This window comes from Desulfovibrio sp. (genome assembly GCF_047607245.1).
GTDB lineage: Bacteria > Desulfobacterota > Desulfovibrionia > Desulfovibrionales > Desulfovibrionaceae > Desulfovibrio.
The window spans coordinates 1-11,777 of record NZ_JASGDK010000134.1 but is presented as its reverse complement, the minus strand read 5'-3'; the positions used below and the strand labels follow the sequence as shown (position 1 = coordinate 11,777).

At 55.9% G+C, this 11,777-nt stretch carries 12 protein-coding genes; 8 read left to right on the top strand and 4 right to left on the bottom strand.

Annotated elements, in window-relative coordinates; all coding sequences use genetic code 11:
- Positions 1–111: 111 nt before the first annotated feature.
- A complete protein-coding gene (locus tag QM579_RS10730) occupies positions 112–780 on the top strand; it encodes an L-threonylcarbamoyladenylate synthase (protein WP_414999140.1) in 669 nt (222 codons plus the stop codon).
- A 189-nt stretch (positions 781–969) separates the two neighbouring features.
- On the opposite strand, the gene QM579_RS10725 is transcribed toward QM579_RS10730, so the two are convergent.
- Together QM579_RS10725 and QM579_RS10720 are read right to left on the bottom strand one after the other, a co-directional pair.
- Positions 970–1,647 carry a class I SAM-dependent methyltransferase gene (locus QM579_RS10725; RefSeq protein WP_414999139.1) on the bottom strand — a complete coding sequence of 226 codons (678 nt, stop codon included), beginning with the start codon at positions 1,645–1,647 and terminating at the stop codon, positions 970–972.
- 38 nt (positions 1,648–1,685) lie between these two features.
- On the bottom strand, positions 1,686–2,276 hold the full coding sequence (locus tag QM579_RS10720; RefSeq protein WP_414999138.1) for a MarR family winged helix-turn-helix transcriptional regulator: 591 nt from the start codon (positions 2,274–2,276) through the stop codon (positions 1,686–1,688).
- 138 nt (positions 2,277–2,414) lie between these two features.
- Here QM579_RS10720 and QM579_RS10715 point away from each other — a divergent pair, with 138 nt between their 5' ends.
- From QM579_RS10715 to QM579_RS10690, 6 genes are all read left to right on the top strand, one after another.
- Positions 2,415–3,035 (top strand): NUDIX domain-containing protein, encoded by a 621-nt coding sequence (locus tag QM579_RS10715; RefSeq protein WP_414999137.1) that lies wholly within the window; start codon positions 2,415–2,417, stop codon positions 3,033–3,035.
- Positions 3,035–4,906, top strand: coding sequence for a UbiD family decarboxylase (locus QM579_RS10710; RefSeq protein ID WP_414999136.1), 1,872 nt, complete (start codon positions 3,035–3,037; stop codon positions 4,904–4,906). Before QM579_RS10715 ends, QM579_RS10710 begins: the two co-directional genes overlap by 1 nt.
- Before the next feature lie 18 nt (positions 4,907–4,924).
- A complete protein-coding gene (locus QM579_RS10705) occupies positions 4,925–6,619 on the top strand; it encodes an NAD+ synthase (RefSeq protein ID WP_414999135.1) in 1,695 nt (564 codons plus the stop codon).
- A 387-nt stretch (positions 6,620–7,006) separates the two neighbouring features.
- Positions 7,007–7,987 (top strand): class II fructose-bisphosphatase, encoded by a 981-nt coding sequence (gene glpX / locus QM579_RS10700; RefSeq protein ID WP_414999141.1) that lies wholly within the window; start codon positions 7,007–7,009, stop codon positions 7,985–7,987.
- A gap of 90 nt (positions 7,988–8,077) precedes the next feature.
- Positions 8,078–8,581: a serine/threonine protein phosphatase gene (locus tag QM579_RS10695; protein ID WP_414999134.1), complete on the top strand. Its 504-nt coding sequence runs from the start codon at positions 8,078–8,080 to the stop codon at positions 8,579–8,581.
- A gap of 206 nt (positions 8,582–8,787) precedes the next feature.
- A complete protein-coding gene (locus QM579_RS10690; protein WP_414999133.1) occupies positions 8,788–9,321 on the top strand; it encodes a V4R domain-containing protein in 534 nt (177 codons plus the stop codon).
- Between the two features lie 226 nt (positions 9,322–9,547).
- Here the strand turns inward: QM579_RS10690 and QM579_RS10685 are convergent, their stop codons facing one another.
- Both QM579_RS10685 and QM579_RS10680 read right to left on the bottom strand, forming a co-directional pair.
- Positions 9,548–9,724, bottom strand: a complete 177-nt coding sequence (locus tag QM579_RS10685; protein WP_414999132.1) for a hypothetical protein — start codon at positions 9,722–9,724, stop codon at positions 9,548–9,550.
- A 48-nt stretch (positions 9,725–9,772) separates the two neighbouring features.
- On the bottom strand, positions 9,773–10,336 hold the full coding sequence (locus QM579_RS10680) for a tetratricopeptide repeat protein (RefSeq protein ID WP_414999131.1): 564 nt from the start codon (positions 10,334–10,336) through the stop codon (positions 9,773–9,775).
- Positions 10,337–11,082: 746 nt separating this feature from the next.
- Between QM579_RS10680 and QM579_RS10675 the strand changes: the two genes are divergently transcribed.
- A partial coding sequence (locus QM579_RS10675) for an MgtC/SapB family protein (RefSeq protein WP_414999130.1) occupies positions 11,083–11,777 on the top strand: 695 nt, incomplete at its 3' end.

Genomic DNA, 11,777 nt, shown 5'->3' with positions numbered 1-11,777 from the left:
TATTCCAGGGGCCGCCAGCGGTTGATGCGTGTAAGATAGTGGGCTGCTGCGTCTTTCCAGAAAGGTGTTTTTACCTTGCCCACACTGATACATCGTAAAGGTTTACCTGCCATGTCTCTCCAATTGCTCTGCCAGAATCTGCAAGAGGCTGCAGCCTGTCTGCGCAGCGGTCATACGCTGATTTTTCCTACGGAAACGTTTTATGGTCTTGGCTGTCTGGCAACAAATGCCGCGGCCGTTGATCTAGTCTACCAGTTGAAGCGGCGGCCCGTCCACAAACCGCTGCTATTGCTGGCGGCAGACATTGAACAGGTGCGGGCTGTGGCCGATATTGCGGCCATGCCGGAAGCTCTTGCCGCCTTTTGGCCGGGGCCCCTCACGGTGCTGTTACCTGCGAAAGCTGTGTTGCCCCCAGCCCTTGTGAATGAGCGCGGGCAGGTGGCTGTGCGCGTGACGTCGCATCCTGTGGCAGCTGCTCTGGCACGTGAGGCGGGCGGCCCGCTTACGGCCAGCAGCGCCAATTTGAATGGGGGGCAGCCCGCATGCGAGGTGGAAAAACTGGCTCCCGAATTACTGGCAGCGCTGGAAAGCAGGGGGCAAATACCCTGTGTGGTCACAGATGCCCCGCGGCCACAGGGGGGGCTGCCCTCGACGCTTGTGGAACCTTTGGCAGATGAGGACGGCGGTGCAGGGGGGCGTGCTCCGCGTCTGCGCATAATCCGCGCTGGAGCTGTGAGCCAGAAGTGTTTGGAGTCTGCCGGATTTATTGTCGAAGAATAGAGCATTTTAACTTTGAAAAAGTTTACATGCTCTAACGCTGCGCAAGGGTGCAGCGCGCCGTAACACAGCGCATATTTACTGAAATTGCGTTTTTCAGCAGAGTAACCTTGAAGTGTGAAGCATTTCAAAGTCAATCTGCTTTGATATTTTTTTGCGGAAGCCGTTCTGGCTGGGGGGCCTTCAATACCCCTACTCAGGAGTTTGCGGGCTGCTGGCAGGCAGCCCAAGCCGAACAAAAACCTGCCTGCGAACGATGGGATTGATGTAGCTGTCTTCTGTCCGAATCAGCCCCAAATTTTCGCAAATATCCGCGTAAATATTGTTGCAGTTGTCGCGGTGCTTCTTTTTCAGGGCTATGACCGGGCGCAGCAGCAGGCCCCATCCACGTAAAAGCGGTTTTGCAACGTCCACCAAAAGAAATCTGCCGCCGGGCTTAAGCATGCGTGCGGTGTTGGCCAGAGCTGTGCGGCGTACTTGCGGCGTGGCTTCATGCAACGCCATTGAGGTCACGATCAGGTCCAGTCCCGCATCGGGAAAAAGCGCGTCATCCATAGAAGCTGTGCTGAAATGCAGCGGGCCGCCCTGAATATCAAGGCGTTTGTTGGCATAGGCTATCTGGTCTTTAGAAAGATCCACACCGTGTATATTGCAGCGTGGCGAAGACTTTTGCGCCAGTGCGAAGCTCAGTGCGCCCGTACCGCAGCCCATGTCCAGAGCGGCCATGCCGTCGTCAAGACGCAAATCCCCAAGGGCACGGCTGTAAAAATCGTTGTTCAGTCCAAACACTCTGGCCATGAATTCATACTGCCTGCCCGACCTCAGGCCTGTGAAGGCTTCGCCTTTGCCTATCATGTCGTGTCTGCTCATGCTCGTTCCTGCAGCCAGTTGGCGGATTCAGGTGAATGTCAGGCGTCAAGCTTGCTTTGCTGCTCTGCACATGGCGCAAAAGGTTGCGTATCTGCCTTGCTGAAAGCGGTAAGGCGGCCAAGAATGTTATTTAAAAATTGCGCGAAAATCTTAACAGTTTCGGGGTCGTGCTCTGCAGCGGTTTCAAGCACGAGATTATCCAATTTTTGGTGAAAAAATATGTGGCTCTGGTGGGCGATAGTGCCTTTCGCGGTAAGATAAACATTGAGCCGCGTCATTTTTAGCGGATCTTTTTCCTTGCGCACAAGACCTTTGCGTTCGAGTTTACGCAGCATTTCAGATACGCTGCCCTTGGTTATTCCCAGTTTTTGGGCAAGCCCGTTCACATGAATGCCTTCAGCATTATGAATGGTCATAATCATCTGGATTTCAGCCAGATAAATCTCCACATCAGTACCAAAATTGCGGCATTGACGTTCCAGCGCATAAAACTGGTTTACAAGAGAAAGCAGGGCAAAACAGATGTGGTTGTTGCGCAGACGCTGGATGTCAGGGTCATCGTGGTCGTCCAGAACTGCCTGCTGAATGCGGAGTTCCACAGCGGTTTTTCTTGTGTCTTTATCGTGCATTAGTCATTTGTATGGCAGCCATACTTTTTTGTCAACAATAGTCGCACGCTGGCTGCTAACTCTTGCGGCCCGGCCCGTGCTGGCTTAGTATGCGTCTGCCTGCGGCTTTAGCCAAAAGCAAAGAACCCTGAGGCTGGAATGAAAAAAGACATTGTTTGTCCGCACTGCGGCAAGCCTTACTCCTGCTTTCGCAACCCTGCGCCCACGGCTGATGTGGTTATTTATGAGCCGGACAGGGGCGTGGTGATAATCCGCCGCAGGCATGCCCCCATAGGTTTTGCCCTGCCGGGCGGATTTATCGACGAAGGCGAGCAGGCCGAAGATGCCGCCATGCGCGAAATGCGTGAAGAAACCGGGCTGGATGTTGGTCTGACAGGCTTGCTGGGCGTGTATTCCCGCCCCAAACGTGACCCGCGTCAGCACACTCTTACGGTAGTTTTCACAGGCAAGGCACGCAATCCCGATGCCATTCAGGCTGGCGATGACGCGGCGCAGGCAGCGTTCTATCCCCTGGACGCCTTGCCCGAACCGCTGGTTTTCGATCATGCGGAAATTCTGGAGCATTTCAGGCAAACGCTGTCAGGGCAGCGCCCCGTGGCGGCGGTGCAGCCTCTGGCCTGCCATCATTTACCCGCTATGCAGGGTTGTGCGGACAAAAGCACTGAATCTGCCGGGCAAACTGCGCTGGCCGGACAAAATGGATTGGCCGAATCGGGCAAACCAGTTGAACCAGCCGGACAGGAAAAGGAGATTTGCTGATGGGCTACCGCAACATGCAGGAATGTCTTGCCGATCTGGAAGCGAACGGTCATCTGAAGCGCATCGACGCGGAGGTGGACCCGTATCTGGATCTGGCGGCCATCCAGCGGCGGGCCTTCAGGGCCAAGGCTCCGGCCTTGCTGTTCACGCGGGTCAAGGGCACGTCTTTTCCCATGCTGTGCAATCTTTTTGGCACGCGCGAACGCCTGCACTATATTTTCAGAGACAGCCTGCCTGCGGTGCAGGCTGTGCTGGACGCCAAGGCCGATCCCGTGGCTGCTCTCAAAAAACCTTGGCGCGCGTTGCCCGCAGTGCCGGGCCTCTGGCATATGCTGCCCAAGGTGCGGCGCGGCAGCGGGGGCGATGGCGGTAATGTGCCTGTGCTCGAATGCCGTTGCAAGCCTGCGGATCTGCCCCAGTTGACCTGCTGGCCTATGGACGGCGGTGCGTTTATCACTTTACCGCTCGTTTACACCGAAGACCCCGCCAGGCCTGGAGCTGATTCCTCCAACCTTGGCATGTATCGTGTACAGCAGAGCGGTAATGAGTACGCGCCGGATGAAATGGGCCTGCACTACCAGATACATCGTGGCATTGGCGTGCACCACGCCCAGGCGATCGCCACAGGCCGTCCCTTGCCCGTACACGTATATGTTGGCGGCCCGCCAAGTCTTACCGTGGCCGCAGTCATGCCCTTGCCCGAGGGCTTGAGCGAACTGCGCTTCGCCGGGCTTTTAGGCGGTCGGCGCATGGAGCTGGCGCGGGCCGAAGGCCTGCCATTGCCCGCACTGGCCGAAGCGGATTTTTGCATCAGCGGCCATATCATGCCTTCGCCCAAGCCCGAAGGTCCCTTTGGCGACCATGTGGGTTATTACAGCCTTACTCACGATTTTCCTGTGCTCAAGGTGGATGCGGTGTATCACCGCAAAGGAGCGGTGTGGCCCTTTACCGCCGTAGGACGGCCGCCCCAGGAAGACACGGTTTTTGGCGACTTCATCCACGAACTTACCGGGCCTCTGGTGCCTCAGGTCTTTCAGGGCGTTCGCGAGGTCCACGCTGTAGACGCCGCTGGCGTACATCCGTTGCTGCTTGCCTTGGGCAGCGAGCGCTACACTCCCTATGAGGCCGCTCGCAGACCGCGTGAATTGCTGACAATGGCCCTGCACCTGTTGGGCACTACGCAAACCGCCCTTGCCAAGTACGTTCTTGTAGCGGCTCATGAAGACGCCCCCGGCCTCAGTGCCAGCCATGCGCCACAGTTTTTACGCCACCTGCTTGAACGTACGGATTTCGCGCGTGATCTGCATTTCATCACGCACAGCACCAATGATACTCTGGACTATACGGGGCTTGGGCTTAATGAAGGTTCCAAGCTCATATGGGCCGCTGCTGGCGAGAAACGGCGCGAACTGGGGCTGGAACTGACGGGCCCGGCTGCGGACATGCCGCCCCTGCCCGAGGGCTTCGGGGATGCGCGCGTGGCTGGGCCCGGCCTGCTGGCGCTACGTGGCCCCAAGCATACGCTGGGCAGAAACGAGCCTGATCCGGCCATGGAAGCACTTGCAGTTGCCCTGGCCCACTGGCCGGGACGCGAGGCTTTTCCGCTGGTTGTCGTGGCGGATGACGCGGCATTTTGCGCGCAGGATATGGATAATTTTCTGTGGGTGGCCTTTACCCGGTCTGACCCGGCCACAGATGTGTACGGGGCTCGCGCGCAAACGCGGGCCAAGCACTGGTCATGTGAAGCGCCGCTTGTTATGGACGCCCGCCTGAAGCCCTTCCACGCTCCCCCCCTGGAAGAGGACCCGGCCACCACCCGCAGGGTGGATGCTCTGGCCGCACCCGGCGGACCTTTACACGGATACCTTTAACACGGGGGAGGCAGCGGCATGAAAATAGCCCTTTTGCAGTGCAATAGCATCACTGGCGACGTAGCCGGAAATATGGAGCGCATTCTTGAAAATGTGCAACAGGCTGCCGCCGCCGGGGCAGAGCTGTGTGTGACTCCTGAACTGGCGCTGTGCGGTGTCGCGCCTGGGCACTATCTGTGTGCCGAAGACTTTGCCGAGGGTTGCCGCAAGGCGCTCGACCATATGGCAGAAGCTCTCAAGGGCGGGCCTGCCTTGCTTGTGGGTGCGCCTGTGCCCAGCGTATATGCCTCGGGTCTGCTTTCCAATGCCGCCGTACTGGTACACAAGGGAACATGGCAGGTGGCTTCGCGCAAGATTTATCAGAGCGGTCAAAGCGGCGCCCAAGGTTCCGGGCCTGATGCGGAAGACAGCCGTTATTTTGATAAGGGCATCTCCTGCGGTATTCTGACTCTGGGCGGCTGGCGCATGGGCGTGGTTTTGTGTGAAGACGCCCACAGCGAAGAAGAAGCTTTTTGGAAAACCCGCTACGCCAGCGGGCATAATCCACTTATGGAACTGGTGCAGCGCGGCGTCGATGCGCTTATCCACATGGCTGCGGCTCCCTATAGCGAAGGTGCGCAGGCGGCGGGCGAACACATGCTTTCGCATGTGGCTGCGCGGCATCACGTGCACCTCCTATCGGTCAACCTTGTGGGCGGCAACGACAGCCGGATCTATAACGGCCAGAGCCTGGTTTTTGATCCCACGGGCCAACTGTTGGCACGGGGAAAGGCCTTTGAAGAAGACGTGCTTGTGGTGGATACGGCCCCAAGCGCGCCCGGAGGCGCATCGTCGGGCGTCAAGGCTCCAGAGCCCCTGTGCGCCAGCGTTGAGGAAGACTGCTGGCGGGCGCTTACCCTTGGCACGCGCGATTTTGTCCGTAAATGCGGTGCCGAAAAAGTTATCGTGGGCCTTTCCGGCGGCATTGACTCTTCCCTGGTGTGCTGCGTGGCTGTGGAAGCTCTTGGTGCGGAAAATGTTACTGGCGTACTGATGCCTTCGCCATACAGCAGCGAAGGTTCGGTAACGGATGCCCTCAGTCTGGCGCAAAATCTCGGCGTTGTCACAGTAGCCCTGCCCATCGAGCCAGCCATGACTGCTTTTACGCAGGTTCTTGCTCCTGGTCTGGATCTTTTTGAGGCCCGCCCGGGCGATACCACGTTTGAGAACCTTCAGGCCCGCATCCGCGGAACCCTGCTGTCTTCTCTGGCCAACCGCGCCGGGGCCCTTGTGCTCAATACGGGCAACAAAAGCGAAGCCGCAATGGGGTACAGCACCCTGTATGGCGACACTGTGGGCGCGCTGGCCGTCATCGGCGACCTGACCAAAACCCAGACCTACGCCGTGGCGCGCTGGTACAACGCGCACAAAGGGGAACAGATTATTCCGCAGCAGGTCTTTGACAAGGCCCCTTCGGCAGAACTGCGCCCCGGCCAGAAAGATGAGGACAGCCTGCCGCCTTACGCGGAACTCGATCCCGTGCTTGAAGATCTGCTGCTCCCGGCAACACCGCCTGTGGGCGACAATTCTTCCCCTCTGCGGCTTGAAGTGCGCAGCAAGCTCTTTATGGCGGAATTCAAACGCAGGCAGGAGCCTTTGGCGCTTTTTATCAGCCGCATGCCCTTCGGTGCCGGATGGCAGGCCCCTGTAGCTGGGCGTTACCGCCTGCCATAACATTTTCTGTAGCGTTTTTGGGCTGAAGCTAGGTATTCTGGCTACAGGACTAATTGAAGAAGTTTTTTTACCGGGCCATGTGCCCAATGTTTTATTGCTGAAGTGAAAGCTGATGGGGTGGGGCTGGCATGGCCAGTTGCGGCGCTGCGCTTTTTTGCAGCGTTAGAACAGGTGAACTTTTTTCAAGGTTAAAGTGTTCTGTTCAAAGCTTGCCGGCGGTCCCACGCATTTCATCAGATCGCAGTGGTGTTGCAACGGGCAGACTGCTCACCGGATAGTGGCGGTCTGCCTGGAGCTGGGAGTGCAAGGGGTTTTTTCTTGAAGACGGCAGCGCGCTGGGGTAAGAGCAGTGTGTTGGATAACGAAGAACGAGTGGAGGAAGATATGGTGGAAGCACCGGAAAAAAATCTGGCCCTGGATATTGTGCGTATTACCGAAGCGGCGGCCTTGGCGTCGGCTCGCTGGCTCGGGCGCGGAGACAAGGAGGCTGGAGACGGCGCTGCCGTTGACGCCATGCGTATCAGCTTTGCCACTCTTCATATTGACGGTCTGGTAGTCATCGGCGAGGGCGAAAAAGACAACGCCCCAATGCTGTTTAATGGTGAAAAGGTTGGTATGGGCGTGGGCCCCTGCCTTGATGTGGCCGTGGACCCGGTGGAAGGAACAAGCCTTCTGGCCTATGGCCGCCCCAATGCTATCTCTGTGGTGGGCGTAGCCCCCAAGAACAGCATGTTTAATCCTGGCCCCAGCTTTTACATGCAAAAGCTGGTGGTGGCCCGTGAGGCGCGTGATGTCATTGATCTGGATGCGCCCGTCAAGGTGAACCTGGCCAACGTGGCCAAAGCTATGGGCAAAACTGTACAGGACCTGGTGGTCTTTGTGCTGGATAAGCCCCGGCATGAAAAACTTATCAGTGAAATCCGCCAGGCGGGCGCGCGAATCCAGCTTCAGACTGACGGCGACGTGGCTGGCGGCCTTATGGCCGTAGACCCACGTTCTGAAGTGGATATCATGATGGGCACGGGCGGCACTCCTGAGGGCGTGCTGGCGGCTTGCGCCATCAAGGGTATGGGCGGGCAGATTCTGGCCCGGCTCGATCCCCAGTCATATGTGGAAAAGGAAGCCATCAACGAGGCTGGTATTGATGCACGTGAAGTGCTCACCGTTAATGACCTTGTGCGCAGCGATGACTGTTTCTTTGCGGCCACTGGCATTTCAGGCGGTGATTTTCTGCGCGGTGTGCGCTACAGCTCAAAATACGCAGTGACCCACTCTTTGGTTTTACGCGGTAAAACGGGTACATTGCGGTATGTGGAGTCGTACCATAATATGGACAGACTCTCGAAATTCAGCGCGGTTCGGTATTGAATGAATAATATGTTGTCGAATGTTCGGGCACTGACGCGCCCGATGGCATCACTGACCACGAAATTTCAGGCGCGGGCAGCGTGCTCTGTCATGCGTACGCTGCTGGCGGGAATGGCCGTCCTATGCCTGACCCTGACTTCCGGTTTGCCCGGTGAGTTTTTTTCCGGACAGGCTCTGGCGGCTGTCAGCCAAGGGAAAAAGCAACCCTCAAAGGCTTCTACTGTCTATGAAAAGCAGCCTCCTGTCACTGATAAGGAACTGTTAAGTTTTCTTGAAGTGCTGCCGAATTTTCGTGCCTGGGCCAAGGCCAACAATGAAGAGGCCCATCCTACACTGACAAACGGCAAGCCGGATTTCATGTATTCGCCGCAGGCTGCAGCCTGGGTGCAGCAGCAAGGCTGGGACCCGGTACGCTTTTTCTGTGTTATGGGGCGCATGGCTGCCGCTTTGGCCATTGTTGAAGAAGGCAATGACATGAACGGCGTGCGGTCCAAGGACATGCCCGAGGTGACGGAGGGCGAGCTGGCCCTGGCCCGGCGTCACTTGGGAACCATGCTCAAGGTCAGTGGCGATGTGCCGCCCATAAGCCGTTAGCCGACCGCAGCCTTGCCGCACTGTATAGTATGTCCAAAACGCGAACATGCGAAAGGGCATGCACTTTGGGCATGACAAACTGCCCGCAAATCCTGTAGGTGCGAGCTGTTTGAAAGTTTTAAAATCTCGCCAGCTTACGGTGTTTTGCGACTGTTTGTTATTGCTACGTAGTTTGCACGGCACAAGCTCTGCAAAGGCGGTTTTTCATGTTGACCCGGCGATATGCTTTCAGTTGGGATTTTGTCGGCAATGTTCATGATGGCAGGCCCAATCTTGGCAATAACGCGCGCATTGAAGTGTACAGGCTCTTTCAGTACACCATGCGTGATATTATTGAATCTCGCTATGGCACTGCTGCATCTGAAGAGATTATGCGCGAAAGCGGCAAGCTTGCGGGGCGCAAATTTTGTGAAAGATTTGTTGGCCGCCGTGAGAGATTTGACGACTTTGTGGCAGCAGTGCAGAAAGCCTTGCTGGATTTCGGCATAGGAATTTTGCGGGTTGAAAGCGCCAATTATGAGGCTTCTCACTTTACGCTGACCGTGGCTGAAGATCTGGATTGCTCCGGCCTGCCGGATATGGAACACACGGTTTGCCACTACGACGAGGGCTTTCTGGCCGGTGTGCTTCTTGCCCAGACCGGCACGGAATTTGACGTGCGCGAGGTTGACTGCTGGTGCACAGGGGATCGCACGTGCCGTTTTGAAGTCAAACCCAGTATCAAGGTGCTCAACAGGTAATTCGTAGAGGCCGTGAGGCTGGTGAGGCTATTTTTGAAGCAGGGTTCGCCAGTTGAGCCTTGCGTTTTGAAAGCGCTATAAGCCGTGGCAGAGCATAGACAGTCGAAATATATGGGCTGCATCCGTATTGGATGTGGCCCCTTTTTTTATTTCATTCAGATGTATGTGCGGTCTGTTTACGGCACTGACGCGGCCAGCGTTTAAACGTGATGAAAAAGAAGGCATGTCATGCAAGTGGAGAGAATAAAACAAAAATCCCTGAAAAATATTTTTCAGGGATTTTTCGCTGTGGCTGCGTTGCCATAACTGGAACCAAAATGGCCCACAGCAGGCGAACGGTGCCGCCCATTCCCCAAGGGAAAGATTTTCCGGCCCCGGCACCCGCCAAGGGCCGGAAAATCATGTGGGGAGGGGAGTATCTTTTGGCAGCGGCCTGGCCCGGAGGCCATGACTACGCAGCCATCGTTTCGAAAAGTTCTTTGGCGTTGTTGTTGGCGGGGTTGGCGCCAAGCACGGTTTCCAGATGCTGACGGGCATCTTCACTGCGGCCAAGGTAGATGAGGCATCCGGCCAGGGTCACGCGAACAGCTTCAGCTTCAGTGCCGGTGCGCAAGGTGTCTTCCAGATAGGGCAGCACGTTTTCAACGCAACCCAGCTGGTAAGCTTCGCGCACAAGGCAGTTCAGGGCTACGATATTTTCCGCATTTTTGTTCAGTGCGCGGGAAAAATGTTCAAAAGCGCCTTCGTGCTGGCCCTGTTCCATAAGAACCAGACCAATGCCGCACAGAGCCTTGTCGGTTTCTTCCACAGCCGCAGCCTTCTGGTAAAGAACCAGGGCCTTGTCCAGTTCGGAACGCTGCACGGCCACAGTTGCCAGACCCATGTAGGGAGCGGCGCTCTGGGTGTTGCTGTTGGCGGCTTTGCGGTAATATTCTTCGGCCTTGTCAAAGTCGCCCATGAAAAGATAGCACTCGCCCAGTTCTTTATTGATTTCGTAATCCAGTTGATTGCTCATTTTTTTCTCCCCAACTAAAGCTGGTTTGCGCAAGGCGCTGTATGCGCCTTTGGCTTGCCCAATAATATGCATTGGGCGTGCCAATATTTAATTATGCAATCAATTCATAGCATTGATTTGGGGTATGCACGGTGGTGTAGGGCGCAGCGGCAAAGGCCGCCGCACTAGGAACGCCAAAATTTCGGCATGGCAGGCAGATGCGGCAGAATTTGCCGTCCAGTGAGGAAATCTTGAAAAGAAGGGCCTTGAGAACTGGTCATTGTATTTGACATTTGCCCGATGTGAGGGCCAACACGCAGTTTTTTACATCAGCCCACAGCGAAAAGTCTGACACAGGCGAGGCAAAATAGATTGTATTGTGCCCATTGCCGCGTGACGCCGCTTTTTTATGAGCTGCTATAGATATTCACATATGATCAATATCCCAATATCATTCTGAACGGTGCGCAGGTTCGCCGCACATTCTTCACTATCAAGCATTGCGCTTGGTAGCGTCCCCGTGCCATTTTTTCTCGACTATGAACTGTCAATTTGGCATTCTTATGCCCGTTTACCCCTTCCCTTTATTGGTGTGCCGTTACCGGAAAAATAGACTTTGCCGGTCTTTGGTATGAGAAACAATTTATTGACTAGTACAGGCAGGTTGCGCCCGACAGATTGCAACCTGTCTTTTTGGTAAAAACTTCGGCCTTGTTGGGCTCAGATGAGTTCATGGGACAAGCAGCCAAACCGTATGGGAGAGAGCAATGACCTTGGCCGCGATACAGAGCTTTCAGCTCGAATCTTTTCTCGATTCGTGCCTCAGCGTAACGGTTGCCTTTATTCTTGGTTCCATTGTTGGTTTTGAGCGGCAGTACAGGCAAAGAACTGCGGGCCTGAGAACCAATGTGCTTGTGGCCATAGGCTCTTCTGTTTTTGTGGATATTGCGGCCTGTATTGCCGGACCGGATGGAGCAGCCAGAGCCATTTCATACATCATATCAGGCGTGGGATTTCTTGGGGCGGGCATTATCATGCGCGATCAGGGAAGGGTGAGCGGGCTGGACACTGCCGCTACGCTTTGGGGGGTCGCAGCCATAGGGGCCTGCGCGGGGGCCGACTTGTTGGGCGAATCTTGCCTGGCCGCGCTCTTTGTTCTTATGGCGAACACTCTGTTGCGCCCCATAGCCAATGCCATCAACCGCGCTCCATTGCAGATGAAAGCTCTGGAAAGCGCCGTGTCTGTACATATGATTATTCTTGGCGAAAAAACGGGAGAATCTTTGGCAATGTTGAAAAGCCTGCTTCGTGCAGAGGGCAATGATGCCACAGATATTGACGTACGCCCATTTGCAGACGGAAAGGTGGAGGTTGAAGCGACATTTGCGGCAGGTTCAGCAGACACAGAGTATTTTGAACGTCTGGTAACCAAGATCACTGCAGCCCCTTATGTCGACAATGC

Excerpts from the sequence above, each read along its gene's own strand:
- QM579_RS10730 (WP_414999140.1), top strand. The coding sequence starts at position 112 with ATGTCTCTCCAATTGCTCTGCCAGAATCTGCAAGAGGCTGCAGCCTGT.
- QM579_RS10725 (WP_414999139.1), bottom strand. The coding sequence starts at position 1,647 with ATGAGCAGACACGACATGATAGGCAAAGGCGAAGCCTTCACAGGCCTG.
- QM579_RS10720 (WP_414999138.1), bottom strand. The coding sequence starts at position 2,276 with ATGCACGATAAAGACACAAGAAAAACCGCTGTGGAACTCCGCATTCAG.
- QM579_RS10715 (WP_414999137.1), top strand. The coding sequence starts at position 2,415 with ATGAAAAAAGACATTGTTTGTCCGCACTGCGGCAAGCCTTACTCCTGC.
- QM579_RS10710 (WP_414999136.1), top strand. The coding sequence starts at position 3,035 with ATGGGCTACCGCAACATGCAGGAATGTCTTGCCGATCTGGAAGCGAAC.
- QM579_RS10705 (WP_414999135.1), top strand. The coding sequence starts at position 4,925 with ATGAAAATAGCCCTTTTGCAGTGCAATAGCATCACTGGCGACGTAGCC.
- QM579_RS10695 (WP_414999134.1), top strand. The coding sequence starts at position 8,078 with ATGCGTACGCTGCTGGCGGGAATGGCCGTCCTATGCCTGACCCTGACT.
- QM579_RS10690 (WP_414999133.1), top strand. The coding sequence starts at position 8,788 with ATGTTGACCCGGCGATATGCTTTCAGTTGGGATTTTGTCGGCAATGTT.
- QM579_RS10685 (WP_414999132.1), bottom strand. The coding sequence starts at position 9,724 with ATGATTTTCCGGCCCTTGGCGGGTGCCGGGGCCGGAAAATCTTTCCCT.
- QM579_RS10680 (WP_414999131.1), bottom strand. The coding sequence starts at position 10,336 with ATGAGCAATCAACTGGATTACGAAATCAATAAAGAACTGGGCGAGTGC.